Origin of the sequence: Ilumatobacter sp. (assembly GCF_049588435.1) — a bacterium.
In the GTDB taxonomy this organism is placed as follows: domain Bacteria; phylum Actinomycetota; class Acidimicrobiia; order Acidimicrobiales; family Ilumatobacteraceae; genus Ilumatobacter_A.
This window is the reverse complement of the sequence record NZ_JBAVYV010000271.1, coordinates 1-18621: the sequence shown is the minus strand read 5'-3', so window position 1 is coordinate 18621 and position 18621 is coordinate 1. Positions and strand designations below refer to the sequence as shown.

Here is an 18621-nt window from a genome sequence, read left to right as displayed (position 1 = left end):
GTTCCTCTCCGCCCGACAGCGGCTGCGCGCGCTGACCGGCGTGATGACCCGCTCGATGGGATTGTCTGCCGGACGTGCGGCACTCGTGTCCGCGATCGAACTCGCAGTCGTGCTCGCGCTTGCCGTCGGCGCGTCGTTCGTGGCCGTGCCGTTGGTGGTGCGGCGGCTCTCCGGCCGCTTCGATCCGGCTCCCGACCGACCCCCGGACATCCCCGTGCTGGTGTCGTGGCTCCCGCTGATCGTCTGGTCCGTCGCGGGAGCGGTGGTGGTCTGTGCTGCTGTCTGGTGGATGGAACGACGCGCATCCCAGCGGTCGCCGGGGGAGGTGCTTCGCGATGGCGGATGAGCCCGTCCTGCGATGTGACCACCTGGTCAAGTTCTACGACACCGCCGTCGGCCGCGTGCAGGCCGTTCGCGGCGTCGACCTCGAGTTGGAGCGCGGCGTGACGGCGGCGATCGTCGGACCGTCGGGGTCGGGAAAGTCGTCGTTGCTGCGGATGCTCGCCGGCCTCGAACGACCCACCGCCGGAGTCGTGCTGCTCGATGGCGTCGACGTGTGGGCCCTGCGGGAAGCGGCGCGCCGAAAGGTGCGCGCACGGAAACTCACCCACGTCTACCAACGACCGAACGACAACCTCTTCGCGCACCTCACTGCCGAGATGCAGCTCCAGCGCGTCGCTGGACTCAACGACGCGCGAGGGAAGGTCGACCGCTGGCTCGATGTGCTCGGCCTGCAGGATCAACGAACGCTGACCCCGCAGCAATTGTCGGGCGGCGAACGTCAGCGGTTGGCGTTCGCCCGCGCTGCCGTCGCCGGCCATCGGATCGTGATCGCGGACGAACCGACGTCGCAGTTGGATTCCGTGAACGCCGCGGCGGTGATGGATGCGGTCGACACCATCGCCGAACAGGGCGTGACCATACTGATCGCCACCCACGACCGTCGCGTCCTCGAGCGGGTGTCGGAGGTGATCGCACTGCGCGACGGAGCGGTCGCCACCGTCACCACGGGTGGTGAGCAGCTGTCGGTCATCGACCGCTCCGGTCGGCTCCAGCTCCCGCCCGAACTGCAGGCGAGGTTCGGTGAGCGCCGGGTCCGGCTGCGGTGGTCGGACCCCGACGGACCTGTTGAAATCGAGGCGCCGTGAGCGAACTGATCCGCCTCGATGACGTCACGCGGCGGTACCGGACGGCGGCCGGGACCGTCGTTGCAGTCGATGCGGTGTCACTCGCCCTTCGACGCGGCGACCTCGTCGGGCTCATCGGCCCGTCCGGGTCGGGGAAGACGACGATCTTGAATCTGATCCTCGGCTGGGAACAACCCGATGACGGCACGGTGACCACCCACGTCGAACCGAGCGGATGGTCGGGTGTTGCGGTCATCCCGCAGGAGCTGGGTCTGCTCCCCGAACTCTCGGCGCGGGAGAACATCGAACTCGCCGGGCGGCTGGGTGGCGGCCTCCGTGCCGACGCCGTCGAGACGCTGGGTTCGATGGGTCTCGGCGAACTCGTCGACCGGTTCCCGGACGAGCTGTCGATGGGGGAGCAGCAGCGCGTCGCCGTCGCCCGGGCGGTCGCGATGCGCCCCACGCTGCTCGTCGCCGACGAGCCCACCGCCCACCAGGACGAACGGCATGCCGATCTCGTGATCGATCAGCTCGCGATCGTCGCGAACGACGGCGGTGCGGTCATCGTCGCGACACACGACGCTCGTCTGCTCGACCGGGTCGGCAGCGCGATCCAGGTGCTCGACGGACGCATCGTCTCGACAACGTGGTCCAATCCTTGACTCAGTCCAGAGTCTGTGATTGGGTGGACCCATGGTCGATGGGGTTGACCAAATCTTGCGGGACAACGGGGTGCAAGTGACCGCTCAACGTCTGGCGATCATGCGCGCCGTGTCGTCGCTCCCTCACTCCACGGCCGATCAACTGACCGACGAGGTGCGCAGCGTGCTCGGATCGATCTCGCGCCAGGCCGTCTACGACAGCCTCGGGGTGCTCGTCGACAAAGGACTGCTCCGGCGCATCCAGCCCGCTGGATCGGCCGTTCGCTACGAGGACCGAGTCGGCGACAACCACCACCATCTGATCTGTCGGACGTGCAGCACGGTCTTCGACATCGACTGCGTCGTCGGGGCGACACCGTGCCTCACCGCCGGCGACGATCACGGGTTCGACATCGACGAAGCCGAGGTCATCCACTGGGGCACGTGTCCCCGCTGCCAGGAACTGGCGGCTCGTACCGCGGCGGTCACCGAGGCCGCGGAGAACGTGCCACGATCACCACCGTCGGGAGAAGCGACGCGAAGAAGGAGAGCCGTCCCGCCGAGACCGACGTAGCCCCACCGGCGTCATCGATGCCGACATTCCGATTCGATCCAGATCCACCACGAACGACACCCAACGCAAGGAGCACGAAGAAAATGACCGATGAAACCACCGTCTTCGACGTCAACGACAGCAGCGCCGGATGTCCGGTGATGCGCGGCGACCATGCCGCCCACACGGGCAAGGGACAGACCGCCAATCAGCACTGGTGGCCGAACCAGCTCGATCTGCGGATGCTGCACCAGAACTCGCCGTCGGCGAACCCGCTGGGCGACGACTTCGACTACGCAGCCGAGTTCGCCACCCTCGACTACAACGCGCTCAAGGCCGATCTCACGGCACTGATGACCGATTCCCAGGAGTGGTGGCCGGCCGACTACGGGCACTACGGCGGGCTCTTCATCCGCATGTCGTGGCACAGCGCCGGCACCTACCGCATCGAGGACGGCCGTGGTGGAGGGGCCACCGGGAGCCAGCGGTTCGCGCCGCTCAACAGCTGGCCCGACAACGTCAGCCTCGACAAAGCTCGCGCGCTCCTCGAGCCGGTCAAGCGCAAGTACGGCAACAAGATCTCGTGGGCCGACCTGCTGCTGCTCGCCGGCAACGTGGCACTCGAGTCGATGGGATTCGAGACGTTCGGTTTCGCCGGCGGTCGAGAGGACGTCTGGGAGCCCGAGGACGACATCTACTGGGGTCCCGAGACCGAATGGCTCGGCGACGAGCGCTACAGCGGAGATCGAGAACTCGAGAATCCGCTCGGAGCGGTCCAGATGGGTCTCATCTACGTGAACCCGGAAGGGCCGAACGGCCATCCCGATCCGCTCGCCTCCGCGCGCGACATCCGGGAGACGTTCGCTCGGATGGCGATGAACGACGAGGAGACCGTCGCCCTCATCGCGGGTGGGCACACGTTCGGCAAGGCTCATGGTGCTGGCGACCCCGACCTGGTCGGACCGGAGCCGGAAGGTGCCCCGATCGAGCAGATGGGCCTCGGCTGGAAGAGTTCCTTCGGGAGCGGGCTGGGCGTCGACACGATGTCGAGCGGTGTCGAAGGTGCGTGGACCCCGACGCCGACCACCTGGGACAACTCGTTCTTCGAGACGCTGTTCAAGTGGGAGTGGGAACTCGGCCGGAGTCACGCGGGCGCCCAGCAGTGGCATCCGACCGACGAGGCATCGAGGACCGTGCCCGACGCACACGCCGAAGGCGTCTTCCACAAGCCGATGATGACCACCGCCGACATGGCATTGCGGATGGACCCGGTGTACGAGCCGATCTCGCGTCGGTACCTCGAAAACCCGGACCAGTTCGCCGACGCGTTCGCCCGCGCCTGGTTCAAGCTGCTCCACCGTGACATGGGGCCGGTGTCCCGCTACCTCGGTCCCGAGGTCCCCAGCGAGGAGATGGTGTGGCAGGACCCGATTCCGGCCTCGGACACGACACTCAGCGATGCCGACGTCGCGACGCTCAAGGGCAAGATCATGGACTCGGGCCTGCTCGTGTCCGAGTTGGTGGCCGCCGCCTGGGCGTCGGCGTCGACGTTCCGCAACAGCGACAAGCGTGGCGGTGCCAACGGCGGCCGTGTCCGCCTCGCACCGCAGAACGACTGGGCGGCGAACGACCCGGATCAACTGCGTCGGGTCCTCGCCAAGCTGGAAGAGGTCCGGTCGGACTTCGGCGGTGCGGTGTCGATGGCCGACCTCATCGTCCTCGGTGGCTGCGCGGCAGTCGAGGCCGCTGCCAAGAGCGCTGGCCACGACGTCACGGTTCCGTTCGCTCCCGGTCGAGGTGACGCGACAGCCGAGCAGACCGACGCCGATTCGTTCGCTCCACTCGAGCCGACAGCCGACGGTTTCCGGAACTATCTCGGGAAGGGAAATGACCTGCCTGCGGAGTCGATGCTCGTCGACCGGGCCCAGCTCCTGACGCTGAGTGCGCCGGAGATGTCGGTCCTCGTCGGTGGTCTCCGGGTGCTCGGTGCCAACACCGGCGGTTCCACCCACGGGGTCTTCACCGACCGCACCGAGACGTTGACCAACGACTTCTTCGTCAATGTGCTCGACCGCGGCACGGAGTGGACGCCGACGACCGAATCCGAGGACGTGTTCGAAGGGCGTGACCGAGCGAGTGGCGACCTCAAGTTCACCGCCACGCGGTGCGACCTCGTGTTCGGGGCGAACTCGCAGCTGCGGGCGATCTCGGAGGTGTACGGCTCGAGCGACTCCGAGCAGCGCTTCGTGAACGACTTCGTCGCTGCGTGGACCAAGGTGATGAATCTCGATCGTTTCGATCTCGCCTGATCCTGAACGTTCGGCTCCGTTGAGGAGCACACACGCGACCCGTCGGAGCCATCCGTGGCCCGGCGGGTCGTTGCGCGTCTGGCATCGGTTCAGCCCCTGCGATCGTCGTCCTGGTTGCAGGACTCGGGGGAGGGGAGGACGAAAATTCTGTGATTTCGCGCGATCGGATGATTAGAGCTGGTCCGAACGGGGTACCTCGATCTCCAACGGCGAGCATCGCGAGTTGTTCGTCGACTCCACACATCCACAGAATCGAGAATCAGATGCCAGAGAACGTTGATGACGCAAAAGGTCGAGTCAAGGAAGCCGCAGGCGACCTGACCGGCGACGACGAGTTGAAGCGTGAAGGAAAGATGGACCAGGCCGCCGGCAAGGTCAAGGGCCTCGTCGACGACGTGAAGGACAAGTTCACTGGCAAGGACTGATCAGTTCGCTCATTCCCCATGAGCACATCGGGCCCGGTCTCCAGTCGCCTGGAGGCCGGGCCCGATCGCGTGCGCGTCTCAGTCGGAGTCGATCAGGCGGGCGGGGAACCCACCCTGCGCGACCGGACCCCAACGTTCGGGCGTCAGCTGGATCAGGCACTTGCCCTGCGCATCCATCGCCTCGCGGTACTCGTCCCAGTCGGGATGCTCGCCAGAGATCACCCGGAAGTAGTCGCAGAGCCCGTCGAGCGCATCCGGGAGGTCGATCACCTCGGCCGTGCCGTCGATCTGCACCCATTCACCGTTGAACTCATCGGACATCACGATGATCGAGGCGTTCGAGTCGCGCCGCAGGTTGTGGATCTTTGCCCGCTCCGGGTAGCTGGACACGAGGACGCGCCCTTCATCGTCGAGCCCCATCGTCACCAGCGACGCCTGCGGCCACCCGTCAGCGCGGCGGGTCAGGAGAACGCCGCGATGACGCGGTCGAACGAACTCGTTCAGCTCCGCCCGGTCGACGTGACGATTCGTTGCGACGTACTTCGAGTTCACCATGGCGGCAGCTTTCTCCACCCGGACGGACCGGACGGGCGACAGGTCTGACGATCGCTAGATCGTCGGGACTTCGACGTGGCGTCCGAAGACGTTCGCCATCGTGTCCATCATCTCGCCGAGAGTCGCGTATGCGTGCGACGCCTCGATCAGCGTCGGCATCAGGTTGACCTCGGGATCGGCGGCCTCGGCAGCCAGCTTCGCCAGCACCTTCTCGACCGCTTCGGAGTCGCGATCCTGGCGCACGACGTCGAGACGCTTGCGCTGACGCTGCTCGTCCTCGTTTGTGATCTGGAGGATGTCGAGCTTCTCGTCGTTTCCTTCGAGGAACCCGCTGACGCCGACGATCGTGCGCTCACCGGCGTTGAACTTGCGTTCCAACTCGTAGGCGGAGTCGGCGATCCGACCCTGGAACCAGTTCTCGTCGATGCCCTTGATGACCCCTTCGAGAATCGAACCGTCGCCGAACTCGTCGAGCTTGGAGAAGATCTCCTCGGCCTGGCGTTCCATCTCGTCGGTGAGTTCCTCGACGAAGTACGCCCCACCGAGCGGGTCGGCGACGTGGGTGACGTTGGTTTCGTGGGCGATGATCTGCTGAGTCCGCAGGGCGATCCGCGCAGCCTTTTCGGTCGGCAGCGCCAGTGCTTCGTCCATCGAGTTGGTGTGGAGCGACTGCGTTCCGCCGAGCACCCCGGCGAGCGCTTCGATCGCAGTGCGGACGATGTTGATCTCCGGCTGCTGGGCGGTGAGGGACACGCCGGCCGTCTGTGTGTGGAACCGCAGCTGCATCGACTTCACGGCTTCGGCGCCGTAGCGTTCCTTCATCCACCGCGCCCAGATCCGCCGCGCGGCGCGCAGCTTCGCGATCTCCTCGAAGAAGTCGATGTGAGCGTTGAAGAAGAAGCTGAGCCGCGGTGCGAACACGTCGATCGGAAGACCGGCCTCGAGCGCCAGTTCGACGTACGCGAACCCGTTTGCGATCGTGAACGCGAGCTCTTCCGCGGCGGTCGAACCGGCCTCACGAATGTGGTATCCCGAGATCGAGATCGAGTTCCAGCGCGGCATCTCGGCAGCGGTGAACTGGATCGTGTCACGCACGAGCCGCATCGACTGACGTGGCGGGAAGACGAATTCCTTCTGGGCCTGGTACTCCTTCAGGATGTCGTTCTGAAGCGTGCCACCCAGCGCCGCACGGTTCACACCCACCTTCTCGGCCTGCGCGACGAACATCGCGAAGATCGGTGCGGCGGGCGAGTTGATCGTCATCGACGTCGTGATCTCACCGAGATCGATGCCCGAGTAGAGGTCCTCCATGTCGGCGAGCGAGTCGACGGCCACTCCGCAGCGACCGACCTCGCCGAGCGACATCGGGTCGTCGGAGTCGAGTCCGAGCAGCGTCGGCATGTCGAAGGCGGTCGACAAGCCGTTTCCGCCCGACTTGAGGATCTCCTTGAAACGCCAGTTCGTGTCCTCGGCGGTACCGAAACCGGCGAACATGCGCATCGTCCAGAGCTTCGAGCGGTACATCGAGGCGTGCGGCCCGCGGGTGTACGGGTACTGCCCGGGAAATTCGCCGTCGTCGGGTCCGTAGACCGGATCGAGGGGAATTCCCGACATCGTGGCATAGTCGGCGTCGCGGATCCGCGAGGCACCGAACGCCTCTTCCCACAGCTCGCGATTCGTGGGGGACTGGTCCGTGGTCATCTTCGAAAACTACCCGCGAGGAAGCTGGGCGACCCGACCGAAGGGCCGGATCACGGTTCGCCCCCGAGCTCGGGTGGGCTGTTACCCGCGCGTTGTTCCGCTGTCGCCTCGGCTCGGGCGACGATCCTCGAGGCCAGTCGTGGGAAGAGGATCTGGTGGAACGGGACCAGGACGTACCAGTAGATCCGACCGAACAGCCCACGCGGGATGTACCTCGCACGTTGGGTCATCGTCACCTCGCCCGCGGTCGCAGCATCGGTGGTCAGGGACCATTCGAGCCATGCGTACCCGGGAAGCTTCATCTCGGCGAGCAGGCGAAGGTGCTCGTCGGGTTCCAACTCGACGACGCGCCAGAAGTCGACCGCATCGCCGACGGTGAGCTCGGACGGATGTCGGCGCCCGCGCCGCAGTCCGGCACCGCCCCACAGCTGGTCGAGTACTCCGCGAATGCCCCACAACCAGTTTCCCCACATCCATCCGGTCTCGCCCCCGAGCCGGATCAACACCGAGAAGATGTCGGCCGTCGTCGCCGTGCTCGTGCACACCGAGCGGACGTCTTCGAGCACGTGGCCTCCGGCCCAGTCCGGATCGTCCGGGTCCGGTGTTCCGTCCACGTCCGGTCGGTAGCCGGCGCTCCAGCTCGTCGGGATCACGAGATCGTCGACCCGGGAGACGGCGATCCGAACCGATTCGGCGAACGTGATCGGGTCGAGGGCGAGTGCGTCGACGGCCGAGTTGCGGGTGACCACGACATCGTTGACGAGGCTTCCGACGAGTTGGGTCGCGAGAACGGACGGGAGCGGGGTCACGAGCGACACCCAGTGTGACGACAGCCAGGGCGACAGGACGGGGACCCCGATGATCCGTCGCCGGGGGAGACGCGCCTCCTGTGCGTACACGTCCATCATCTCGCGGTACGTGACGACATCGGGCCCGCCGAGCTCGAGGACATCATGGCCGCCGACGTCGCGGTGGCGTGCCCTCATCAATGCGGCGATCACGTCGCGAATGCCGGTCGGCTGACACCTCGTCCGATTCACCCACGACGGGGTGGTCATCACCGGGAGCACCTCGGTGAGCGATCGCAGCATCTCGAACGACGCGCTCCCCGAGCCGATGATGATCGCGGCGCGCAGTTCGGTGACGGGCGTCGTCCCGGCGGCGAGCGTTCGTCCGGTCTCCTGGCGGCTGAGCAGATGCGGGGAGAGATCCGCGTCCTCGTCGCCGAGCCCGCCGAGGTACACGATGCGTTCCACTCCGGCCTGCTCGCAGCCATGTCGAAACGACTCCGCCATCTCCCGATCCCGTTGCTGGAAGTCCTCTCCGCCCAGCGAGTGGATCAGGTAGTAGGCGACGGAGCACCCGTCGGCAGCCGCCGCGACCTCGTCCGGATTCTCCGCCGATCCGCGGGCGATCGTGACGTCGTCGGCGAATCGCCGCGCGAAGGTGGACGTCTGGCGGACCAGGCAGACCACCTCGGCTCCATCGTCGAGCAGGTGGGGGACGAGGCGGCCGCCGATGTAGCCGGTTGCGCCGGTGACCAGGATCCGTTCCTTCATCGATCGCCGTTCGGGCTGGTCCGACGACGATCTCGACCCGATGCTCCTGCCATCACTCCGTGCTATCAGTCCTGACGGTGGAGTGCTCGATCGTCCTCCCGATCTGCCGCGCGAAGCTCCCGCCCATCAGAGGCACACTGTCACATGGATCACTTCACCGACTCCGACGTGCCCGAGCTCTCCGGACGGACGTTCATGGTGACCGGGGCGAACACCGGAATCGGGTTCGAAACCGCCAAGTCGCTCGCCGGACGCGGCGCCCGGGTCCTGTTCGGATGCCGATCCGAGGACCGCGCCAACGACGCGATGGAACGGATCCGACTCGACGTCGCCGGAGCGGACCTCCGATTCATCCCGCTCGACCAGGGCGATCTGTCGAGCGTGACAGCCGCGGCTGCTCTCGTCGACGAGGAGGAGCGACTCGACGTCCTGGTCAACAACGCCGGGATCATGATGCCGCCCCGCGAGCTGACCACCGACGGTTTCGAGTCGCAGTTCGGCGTGAACCATCTCGGCACGTTCGCCCTGACGGCACAGCTCCTCTCGAAGCTCGGTGAGACCGAGGGTTCACGCGTGGTCGTCACCAGCAGCCTGGCCCACCGGGGTGGGAACATCCATTTCGACGACATCGATGCGTCCCAGAAGTACGGAGCCCAGGATCGATACCAGCAGAGCAAGCTGGCCAACCTCCTGTTCATGTACGAACTCGACCGTCGGCTCCGAGCAGAGGAGTCGTCGACGATCGCCGTCGCGTGCCACCCCGGCATCGCCGACACCGAACTCGCGCGACACCTGCCGAAGATCGTCATGCTCGCCGCTCCGCTCCTGAAGGTGTTCTTCAACTCTCCGGCCGAGGGTGCGTGGCCGACGTTGATGGCCGCCACGTCCGATGACATCGAGGGTGGTGACTACATCGGGCCGTCCAAGCGGGGCGAGACCGCCGGGCCGGCGCACAAGGTGCCGTCGACCGGCCGAGCACGCGACCCGCAGCTCGCGCAACTGCTGTGGGACCTCTCGATCGAGATGACCGGAGTCGACCCCGGAATCTGAACTCGCCCGGATCGACCGATCGCGCCGCGATCGGCAAGGCTGCTGCGGTGAGCAGCACCGAGAACGAAGTCGACACCGTACGCTGGGAGGGAGCCGACGGGGTGATGCTGGCCGCCGATGTCGCCGGCGATCCGGCGGACCCGACCGTCCTGCTGTTCCACGGCGGTGGACAGACCCGACACTCCTGGGGTGGGACGTTGCGCGCACTCGCCGGCCGAGGGTTTCACGTCGCCTCGGTCGATCTGCGCGGTCACGGCGACAGCGACTGGTCGCCCGGTGGGGACTACGACGGATCGGTGTTTCCCGACGATGTCGAGGCGGTGGCGCGGCGCTTCGACCGACCGGCTCTTGTGGGGGCGTCGCTCGGTGGGACCGCGGCGCTGATGGCGGTCCATCAGGCACAGGAGCGGACCGGCGACTCGATCGCGAGCGCGCTCGTGCTCGTCGACGTCGCGCCGAACATCGAGCCCGCCGGTGTCGATCGGATCCGCAACTTCATGCACGAACACATCGAGACCGGCTTCGGGTCACTCGACGAGGTCGCCGATGCGATCCAGGCCTACAACTCTCACCGGCCGAGACCGACGAACCTCGCCGGTCTCGAGAAGAACGTCCGACTGCGCGACGGGCGTTGGTACTGGCACTGGGACCCGGCGTTCATGTTGGGCAAGCACGCGGACAGCGACGAGACGCGCGTCGTCGACTTCGAGCGCCGGAGCGCCGCATTGGAGGAGGCGGCACGGTCGTTGACGATCCCCACGCTGCTCGTCCGCGGACGTCAGAGCGATCTGCTGTCGGAGGAAGGTGCGCAGAAGTTCCTCGGCTTCGTCCCGCACGCGGTGTACGCCGACGTCGCCGGCGCAGGGCACATGGTCGCGGGCGACCGGAACGACGTGTTCACCGACTCGGTCGTCGACTTCCTCGAACCGCAGCACTGACAGCGCTCCACAGCAGCATGCATCCGGCCGCGACCACCGTGCCGACCATGACACCGACAGCGTTCGCCGTGACGTCGCTGGACTCGACCGCTCGCGACGACGAGTACCGCCCCTGTCCGATCTCGACGACGATGCTGGCTGCGAAGACCGCCGTCGCCGTGACGAGCAAGCCCCACCAGCGCCACAGGGTGAGGGCGACCAGCAGCGCAGCGAACGCCCATACGCCGATGTGGACGATGGCGTCGTTGCCGGGCAGGCGCCCCGTGTCCACCGTGGTGCTCGCGTCGAGTCGGTCGGAGAGTCGCTGAGCGAAGTCTCCGAAGATCTCGCGGGTGACTCTCGGAGCACGGTCGGAGATCATCAACACCACGTTGAACGCCAGCGCGCAGGCACCGATCAGACCGATCGAGAGGCGGATCGCCAGCGGAGGGCGAGCTTGTCCGGTACCGAAGGTGGTCACCGAGTCAGTGGACCAGACGCGGCGCTGTCACGCACGACGCGTGGCGTCGGTCAGCACGGGCCACGGTACGAATCCCAGGCGGGGGATCCGGCCCTGGTGCTGCACGTCGAAACCGGCGGCTTCGAGGAGGCGGCGGAGCTCGCGCTTCGGGATCGCGCGCACGGGCCGGCCGGCCAGCGCCGTGGCGCGTTGAATCGCGTCGTCGGCAAAGCCCGTGACCGTGGCGATCGACGCGATCACGACCCGTCCACCCGGTTTGATCAGGCGTGCCAACTCGGCGGCAGCTGCTGCTTGGTCGGCGTACCAGTGGAACGATTCGGTGCAGGTGACGATGTCGAAGCTCGCGTCCGCGAGCGGGAGGTGTTGTGCGTCGGCGCGCACGAAATTACTCGTGTCATCGTCGACCAGCCGCTCGGCGGCCCGCTCGATCATGCCGTTCGACAGGTCGGCTCCGATGACGGTGGCCTCGGGGAACGTCATCGACAGGCGCTCGGTCAGCTGGCCCGTTCCACATCCGAGATCGAGGATCCGTTCGGGTTGCAGATCACCGATGCGACCCAACACGGCATTGTGGATCGGGCGATAGGTGGCCTGCTGGAGCCCGGGCCGGTCGTAGGTCGACGACCAGAGGTCGAAGAAGATCGATTCGGCCGGTACGGACATACCTGTACTCTCGCAGATCCCGCAAGCCGGCGATACCCGTCTCTTCGCGGTGATTCACCCCGACTGGAACCGCGACAGCCGTTCGCGTGCGGATCTTGCGTCCGGTGGGCGCAAACTCCTCACGGGTTCGTCGAGAGTGGCTCCGGTCGGCCAGGGACACGGCCAGGCTCGTGGTGCGTGACCGCCTGCATCTGGCCTGCATACTGGGATCGATGAGTGCTCCCACCGACCGTCCGGCCGCCGCCAACTTCGTGAGCGATCTCGTGGTCGCGGACAACGAGCAGGGCACCTTCGGCGGACGCGTGCAGACCCGGTTCCCACCGGAGCCCAACGGGTTCCTGCACATCGGTCATGCGAAGGCGATCACGGTCGACTTCGAGCTCGCGCACGAGTTCGGTGGCATCTGCAACCTGCGTTTCGACGACACGAATCCCGACACCGAGGACACGAGCTATGTCGCGGCGATCATCGACGACATCGCCTGGCTCGGGTACGAGGTCGGCGAGCCGCTGTTCACGAGCGACTACTTCGAGCAGCTGTACCGGTGGGCCGAACTGTTCATCGAGCAGGGCAAGGCGTACGTCGACGACCAGGATGGCGAGACGATCTCCGCCCAGCGGGGTGGCTACGGCAAGCCGGGCGTCGAGAGCCCGCACCGCGATCGGCCGATCGAGGAGAACCTCGACCTCTTCCGACGGATGCGCGCCGGTGAATTCGCCGACGGATCGAAGGTGTTGCGCGCCAAGATCGACATGCAGCACGAGAACATGCAGATGCGGGACCCGGTGATGTACCGCATTCGGTCCGGACACCACCACCGAACCGGTGATGCGTGGAAGATCTACCCGACGTACGACTGGGCACACGGTCAGAGCGACGCGATCGAAGGCGTCACCCACTCGCTGTGCACGCTCGAGTTCGACAGTCATCGACCGCTCTACGACTGGTATCTCGATCAGCTCGCCGAGGCCGGGAAGCTGCCGTTCGAGCAGCCGCGTCAGACCGAGTTCGCCCGGCTCGAACTGACCCACACGATGACGTCGAAACGCAAGCTGCTCCGGCTGATCGAACAGGGTCTCGTCGACGGCTGGGACGACCCGCGCATGCCGACGCTGCGCGGCCTGCGCCGTCGCGGATACCCCGCCGAGTCGATCCGCGAGTTCTTCGACTTCATCGGTGTTTCACGCACGAACAGCCGCAACGAGATCGAGCTGCTCGAATCGTTCGTCCGGACCCGGCTCAACAAGGTCGCACAACGGCGGATGGCGGTGCTGCGTCCGCTCGAGGTCGTGATCGACAACTGGCCGGTCGATGCTGCAGGCGAACCGGTGGTCGAACTGGTCGAGCTCGTCAACAACCCCGAGAATGCCGACGACGGGACGCGGACGGCTCCGTTCACCGGTCGGTTCTGGATCGAGCAGGACGACTTCATGGCCGAGCCGCCACCGAAGTACTACCGGCTGACCCCGGGCCGCGAGGTCCGGTTGCGCGGTGCGTTCTTCGTCACGTGCGTCGGCTTCGACGCCGACGCGGACGGCCATGTCGAGCGGGTGCACGTCACCTACGACCCCGAGACCCGCGGTGGCAACGCCCCCGACGGTCGGAAGGTCAAGTCGACGATGCACTGGGTGTCGGCCGGTCACGCCGTCGACATCGACGTGGCGCTCTACGAGCGGCTGTTCGCCGCCGAGGTTCCGGGCGAGAAGACCGGCGACGTGTTCGACGACCTCGACGCGGACTCGCGGGAACTGCTCACCGGATGCAAGGCCGAACCAGCGCTCGCCGAAACGGAGCCCGGCGCGGTCGTCCAGTTCGAACGACTCGGCTACTTCGCCCTCGACACCGATCAGCCGCACCTGTTCCACCGGACCGTGGGCCTCCGCGACGAATGGGCGAACATCCAGAAGCGCAAGAACTGAGCAGACCTCCTCGCCGCGCCTTCAACCGCCGAACTCGTGAACTGTTCGCGCACGGAGCGCCGGAAGAGTTCACGAGAACGGTGGTTGTGGTTGGTCGGTGGACGGGTGAGGTTCAGCGGGGGGTGACGAAGAGGCTCTGCACGCTGCGCCCGAAGCGGCCGATTTCGTCCTGGAGCGCAGATTCGGCGAAACCCGCACCGCTCGACGCGTCGGGCGTGCCGTAGAGACTGTGCGTCGCCAGCCCGATCCACTCGCCCTGTGGCTCCCGCGCGAGGTGGACCGTGAGGTCGGGATTGATGAAGAGGAACTGCTCGAAGTCGATCGCGCTGCTGACCCCGTTGCCGAAGTCGGCCGCTGCCGCGGCGCGCTGCACCCCGCTCGGCTGTTCGCCGTCGACGAGGTCGACCGCGAGGCGGATCCAGACCTTGATCGGGCCGGGATCGTTCCAACCGCCCTCGACGATGCGGTGTTCGGCGCCGTGACTGTGAAACGCGATCCGGTCGCCGTCGGTCGCCCACGACACCCGCTCGAGGACGCCATCACCCGCGACACCGTCGAACTCGGGTGGTGCGAGTGGGTGTGGCGGGAGGTCGAAGTCCTGTCGCCGGATTCGCAGTGTTCGAACCTTGGCGACCTCGGTGCCGTTACTCCACAGACTCGCCGCGACGACCGACACCTTGCGCCCCGGTCGCTCGATCGTCGTGGTCAGTGCCAGGGGCACGCCGACCGGTACCGGGCGCGTCAACTCGATCGTGAGTCGGCTGATCAGCCAGTCCGTGCCTCCGTCCGCTGCCCGCTCGGATGCTCGTGCGAGCAGCGCCGACACGGGCCCGCCGTGGCAATGCAACGGGTCCCACGGACCGCGTGCGTACTCGGTCGCCGACCACGCTTCGGTGGTCCCGTCGGGAGCGTCGGCCGGAATCGGTGCCGAGTCGAACAGGCAACCTCGATCGCCGGTCGTCGTGTGGTCCGCGCTCATCCGACCTCGAGCGACTTCAGCGCGTCAGCGGCCTCGCCGAAGTGTGCGACCCACCCGTCGGCATCGCCCGGTTCGTCGATCGGAAGGACGACGAACTTCGTCGTACCGACGTCGACGAAGCGTCGGATCATCTTGCGGAGTGCCTCCCAGGAGTCGGGCACGAGGTCGGTCACGTCGGCGAGATCGGGTCGCCGCTTCGCCAGCAGCTTGCGCAACACGTCGGGGACCGGCCCGAACGAGTAGGGGATGAGCACTCCGTAGTGGTCCTCCTCGATCGAACGATCATGTTCCGCACACACCCGCTCGATCTCGGCCCGGCCTGTTTCGGCATCGGCGGGGAGTACGAACGACGGGAGCCAACCATCGGCGAGACGTCCGACGCGCCGCAGCTCGGACGGTGCGATCCCTCCGAGCCACACGTCCATCCGTTTCGGTGCGGGGAGCACGACCACTCCGTCGTAGTGGAAGCGTTCGCCGTCGTGGACGAATGGCTCGCCGGTCCAGCACTTCCGCATCACCGCGAGGGTCTCGTTGAAGAGACCTGCCCGCTCACTGCGTTCGACGCCGAAGGCCTGCTGCTCGATCGGGTCGACCGCTCCCAGGCCGAACGCCGGGAGCAGGCGGCCGCCCGACATCGTGGCGAGGGTCGCGAGTTCCTTGGCGAGCACGACGGGGTTGCGTCCCGGGAGGACCATGACCGACATCCCGAACTTCAACTTCTTCGTGCGCCCCGCTCCGTACGCCATCGCGACGAGTGGGTCCGGGGCTTCGCCGCTGATCTTCTCCGACAGCCAGAGCGAGTCGAAGCCGAGCGTCTCGAGTGCGTCGACGACGGCTCCGTAGGTCTCGTCGTGGAGCCGGGTGCGGGTACCCAGGCCGTAGCCGATCCGCACCTTCATCGGTGTCGTGCCCGTCGTTGTCGTGTCCGGTCCGCTCATGATGCCGATGCGATCTGCTCGATGACGTCGGCCGTCGCGTCGACGGCACTGAGGAACGGGGAATGGTCGGTGTCGAGGTCGACCCGCCGTGCGCACCGGTCGGCCAACTCCGCCTGATGGTCAGGATGGACAGCACGATCCTCGCTGCACCGGATGTATGTCGAGTCGATCTCCCGTCGAGGCGAACCGCTGATCTCCTCGGTCATCGATGCCATGGACTGCGGGCCGATTCGGGCCAACGCGGCATGCACGGCCTCCGCAGAGCAGCGCCCGTAGAGCGCACCGGCGGCGGCACCGGGAGCGAGGCGGGTCGCAGTTCCGTCGTCGGTCGGAACCATCGCAGCCGCAAGGGCGACGTCGCGACGATCCATCGCGCCGAGGCACGACAGCACGGACTCACCGTTGGCCAGTGCGAACGCCGCGATGTAGAGCAGGTGGGCGACGTCGTCGCGCCCTGAAGCGGCCTGCGTGATGACCGCTCCGCCATAGCTGTGGCCGACGAGGACGACCGGACCGGTCGCGCCGGTGACCCGATCGAGAACCGCCGAGAGTGCAGCGGCGTCGTCGTGCAACCCGCCCAGCGGATCGGTCGAGACACCGTGGCCGGGGAGGTCGACGGCGAGCGACGGGATCGAACGGCGGTCGAGTTCGGCCTGCAACGTTGCCCAGCACCATGCGCCGTGCCATGCGCCGTGCACGAGCACCACGGTTGTCGGATCGGGGTTCGAACCGCGCGGTTCGGCCCCGGAGGGGTTGTTGTCGTCGACCGTCACGGTTCCGATCGTGGCACACCGTGGACGGTCGGTGTGAGGTGGCGTCATGCTCGACGCGCGAGCAGCGGTGGCTCAGCGGAGCGAATCGCTCGGATCGGTCAGACGATCTTGACGGTTGCGGTCGAGCGGGCAGGCGCGACCAGCATGTCGCCCTTCGTCCCGCGGCCGATCCGTTCGGTCTGGATCCAGCTCGCGGTGAAGGCGACGATGATGACCGGCACGACGACAGCGGCCTGGGGCACGTTGCCGAGGCGCGACACCCCGACGGCGATCATCGCCGCGAGCACCGACACGACGACGGCGAGCTTGACGGCGGCGGTCCATGTGCGGTGGCTGATCTCCATGCCAGCCATGATGTACTCGTCCGGTGAACAGCGCATGACGTTGGCACACAAGCGCGCGAACTGTCACCGAATCGCGACAATCGTCGCGTGATCGCGGTGTCTGCGACCGGTCGACGATGACGGTCGCGTGACGGATCGCGCGCTGATTCGTGTCCGTGTCATTTGCGCCGAGTGTCGTCGTCCGGACGTGTCGGTTCGTAGTGTCTCGGGCATGAATCAACTCGATCCGTTGTCCCTGTTCCGGCTCGACGGTCAGGTCGCCATCGTCACCGGTGCATCGTCCGGACTGGGGGAGCGGTTCGCCCGGGTGCTCGGTGCGGTCGGTGCCGATGTCGTGCTGGCGGCGCGACGTGTCGAGCGGCTCGAATCCCTCGCCGAATCGCTGCCTGGTTCGCTCGCCGTGGGGGTCGACCTGTCGCGCGAGTCCGACCGTGAACGCCTCGTGGCCGAAACCCTCGATCGCTACGGACGGATCGACGTGCTCGTGAACAACGCGGGGATCGGCCACGCCGTTTCGATCGAGGACGAGACCCTCGACGACTTCCGCGGAGCGATGGAGTTGAACGTGACCGCGATGTGGCACCTCTCGAAGCTCTGCGGCGAGTCGATGGTCGCGGCGGGATCGGGCTCGATCGTCAACGTGGCGTCGATGCTCGGCCACGTCGCGTCGACCCCGATCCGCCAGGCGCACTACTGCGCGAGCAAGGGCGCCGTGATCAACCTCACTCGTGAACTCGCGTTCCAGTGGGGCCGCAAGGGGGTGCGGGTGAACGCATTGAGCCCGGGATGGTTCAAGTCGGAGATGACCGGCGACATGGACACCGACGAGTCGAGCCAACGCTTCGTGAAGACGAATGCGGCGATCCCGCGGATGGGGAACGCTGACGAACTCGATGGCGCCCTGCTGCTCCTCGCGAGCAGCGCCGGCGGCTACATGACCGGCCACAGCCTGTTGGTCGATGGCGGATGGACCGCACGATGACCGGTTCGGGACGGCGGTTGTTCACCGGTGTCATCGGCGCCGTGGCGCTCGTCCTCGGGGCCGCCGGATGCGGGGGCGACGAACAGGGAGGGTTGAAGGGCGCAAGCCCCGGCCCCGACGCCGTGGTCGGTGGGGAGATCGCCGAGATCGAACTGTTCTACGACGACATCGTCGTCGCCATCGACGGTTCGGTCACCGATCCGACCGGAACCGAACTCGGAGCAGAGTTCGTGATCGACACCGACATCCGATCCGTCGTCGAACTCGCCGAGCCGCTGGGCACGCCGGGGGAGTACACCGTGCGCCACGTCGTCGATGCCGTCGACGGAGATCGTGTGGAGGCGTCGTACTCGTTCACGTACGACCCCGACGCACCGCCGCCGCAGCTCGTGTTCCCGCCGGAGGATTCGGGGTCTCCCTGGCTGCTGTGGCTCGTCGCGCTGGTCGGAGTGGCCGTCGTCGGGGTGCTCGGCTGGCGCCTCCTCGCGTCGATGGCACGGGTGAAGTCGGCATCTCAGCGTTCGCGTCCGTCCTGACCAGCGCCTTTGTGATCGAACTTGTGTTCGTAGCACAGATGTTCGATGATGTGGGGGATGGGATTCAACAACCCGTCCTGGTCGTGGAGCGAGCTCGAATCAGCGCTGTCCGACCGGGGCGGCTCACCGCAGGCACCGCGCACCGGCCGTGATGGTCGCGCCCCAGGGT

General features: G+C 66.8%; 20 protein-coding genes. 11 read left to right on the top strand and 9 right to left on the bottom strand.

The features are described from left to right. The 6 genes from WBV89_RS10635 to WBV89_RS10610 all read left to right on the top strand — a co-directional run. The coding region (locus WBV89_RS10635) for a hypothetical protein (protein WP_423981320.1) at positions 1–346 on the top strand (346 nt) is incomplete at its 5' end. Next, a complete protein-coding gene (locus tag WBV89_RS10630) occupies positions 336–1148 on the top strand; it encodes an ABC transporter ATP-binding protein (RefSeq protein WP_423981319.1) in 813 nt (270 codons plus the stop codon). The genes WBV89_RS10635 and WBV89_RS10630, both read left to right, overlap by 11 nt. After that, positions 1145–1789 (top strand): ABC transporter ATP-binding protein, encoded by a 645-nt coding sequence (locus WBV89_RS10625; protein WP_423981318.1) that lies wholly within the window; start codon positions 1145–1147, stop codon positions 1787–1789. Before WBV89_RS10630 ends, WBV89_RS10625 begins: the two co-directional genes overlap by 4 nt. 31 nt (positions 1790–1820) lie before the next feature. Next, the gene (locus tag WBV89_RS10620; RefSeq protein WP_423981317.1) at positions 1821–2342 is read left to right on the top strand and encodes a Fur family transcriptional regulator; all 522 of its coding nucleotides are present in this window, start codon (positions 1821–1823) and stop codon (positions 2340–2342) included. A gap of 83 nt (positions 2343–2425) precedes the next feature. After that, a complete protein-coding gene (katG, locus tag WBV89_RS10615) occupies positions 2426–4630 on the top strand; it encodes a catalase/peroxidase HPI (protein WP_423981316.1) in 2205 nt (734 codons plus the stop codon). 263 nt (positions 4631–4893) lie between these two features. Continuing rightward, on the top strand, positions 4894–5055 hold the full coding sequence (locus tag WBV89_RS10610) for a CsbD family protein (RefSeq protein ID WP_423981315.1): 162 nt from the start codon (positions 4894–4896) through the stop codon (positions 5053–5055). Positions 5056–5133: 78 nt separating this feature from the next. Here WBV89_RS10610 and WBV89_RS10605 read toward each other — a convergent pair whose 3' ends face one another. From WBV89_RS10605 to WBV89_RS10595, 3 genes are read right to left on the bottom strand one after another with little or no spacing between them, the layout of a single operon-like run. Beyond that, a complete protein-coding gene (locus WBV89_RS10605; RefSeq protein WP_423981314.1) occupies positions 5134–5610 on the bottom strand; it encodes a PPOX class F420-dependent oxidoreductase in 477 nt (158 codons plus the stop codon). A gap of 54 nt (positions 5611–5664) precedes the next feature. Continuing rightward, positions 5665–7311 carry an acyl-CoA mutase large subunit family protein gene (locus WBV89_RS10600; RefSeq protein ID WP_423981313.1) on the bottom strand — a complete coding sequence of 549 codons (1647 nt, stop codon included), beginning with the start codon at positions 7309–7311 and terminating at the stop codon, positions 5665–5667. Between the two features lie 50 nt (positions 7312–7361). Beyond that, positions 7362–8870 (bottom strand): SDR family oxidoreductase, encoded by a 1509-nt coding sequence (locus WBV89_RS10595; protein ID WP_423981312.1) that lies wholly within the window; start codon positions 8868–8870, stop codon positions 7362–7364. A 144-nt stretch (positions 8871–9014) separates the two neighbouring features. Between WBV89_RS10595 and WBV89_RS10590 the strand changes: the two genes are divergently transcribed. Then, positions 9015–9920, top strand: a complete 906-nt coding sequence (locus WBV89_RS10590) for an oxidoreductase (protein WP_423981311.1) — start codon at positions 9015–9017, stop codon at positions 9918–9920. A gap of 104 nt (positions 9921–10024) precedes the next feature. Then, positions 10025–10858, top strand: a complete 834-nt coding sequence (locus tag WBV89_RS10585; protein ID WP_423981322.1) for an alpha/beta fold hydrolase — start codon at positions 10025–10027, stop codon at positions 10856–10858. Here the strand turns inward: WBV89_RS10585 and WBV89_RS10580 are convergent. Then, positions 10818–11318 carry a hypothetical protein gene (locus WBV89_RS10580; RefSeq protein ID WP_423981310.1) on the bottom strand — a complete coding sequence of 167 codons (501 nt, stop codon included), beginning with the start codon at positions 11316–11318 and terminating at the stop codon, positions 10818–10820. The genes WBV89_RS10585 and WBV89_RS10580 overlap by 41 nt on opposite strands. A 27-nt stretch (positions 11319–11345) precedes the next feature. Further along, positions 11346–11981, bottom strand: coding sequence for a class I SAM-dependent methyltransferase (locus WBV89_RS10575; RefSeq protein WP_423981308.1), 636 nt, complete (start codon positions 11979–11981; stop codon positions 11346–11348). 212 nt (positions 11982–12193) lie between these two features. Here WBV89_RS10575 and WBV89_RS10570 point away from each other — a divergent pair, with 212 nt between their 5' ends. Beyond that, positions 12194–13900: a glutamine--tRNA ligase/YqeY domain fusion protein gene (locus WBV89_RS10570; protein ID WP_423981307.1), complete on the top strand. Its 1707-nt coding sequence runs from the start codon at positions 12194–12196 to the stop codon at positions 13898–13900. A gap of 112 nt (positions 13901–14012) precedes the next feature. Here WBV89_RS10570 and WBV89_RS10565 read toward each other — a convergent pair whose 3' ends face one another. The 4 genes from WBV89_RS10565 to WBV89_RS10550 all read right to left on the bottom strand — a co-directional run bounded on the left by WBV89_RS10565 (position 14013) and on the right by WBV89_RS10550 (position 16943). Continuing rightward, on the bottom strand, positions 14013–14879 hold the full coding sequence (locus WBV89_RS10565; RefSeq protein WP_423981306.1) for a thioesterase family protein: 867 nt from the start codon (positions 14877–14879) through the stop codon (positions 14013–14015). Continuing rightward, the gene (locus WBV89_RS10560; RefSeq protein ID WP_423981305.1) at positions 14876–15817 is read right to left on the bottom strand and encodes an LLM class flavin-dependent oxidoreductase; all 942 of its coding nucleotides are present in this window, start codon (positions 15815–15817) and stop codon (positions 14876–14878) included. Before WBV89_RS10560 ends, WBV89_RS10565 begins: the two co-directional genes overlap by 4 nt. Then, the gene (locus WBV89_RS10555) at positions 15814–16590 is read right to left on the bottom strand and encodes an alpha/beta fold hydrolase (RefSeq protein ID WP_423981304.1); all 777 of its coding nucleotides are present in this window, start codon (positions 16588–16590) and stop codon (positions 15814–15816) included. The genes WBV89_RS10560 and WBV89_RS10555 overlap by 4 nt, the downstream gene beginning before the upstream one ends. A gap of 98 nt (positions 16591–16688) precedes the next feature. Further along, a complete protein-coding gene (locus WBV89_RS10550) occupies positions 16689–16943 on the bottom strand; it encodes a hypothetical protein (RefSeq protein ID WP_423981302.1) in 255 nt (84 codons plus the stop codon). 202 nt (positions 16944–17145) lie between these two features. On the opposite strand from WBV89_RS10550, the gene WBV89_RS10545 reads away from it, so the two are divergent. Together WBV89_RS10545 and WBV89_RS10540 are read left to right on the top strand one after the other, a co-directional pair. Continuing rightward, on the top strand, positions 17146–17916 hold the full coding sequence (locus tag WBV89_RS10545) for an SDR family NAD(P)-dependent oxidoreductase (RefSeq protein WP_423981301.1): 771 nt from the start codon (positions 17146–17148) through the stop codon (positions 17914–17916). Continuing rightward, positions 17913–18452 (top strand): copper resistance CopC family protein, encoded by a 540-nt coding sequence (locus WBV89_RS10540; RefSeq protein ID WP_423981300.1) that lies wholly within the window; start codon positions 17913–17915, stop codon positions 18450–18452. Before WBV89_RS10545 ends, WBV89_RS10540 begins: the two co-directional genes overlap by 4 nt. Positions 18453–18621 lie beyond the last annotated feature (169 nt).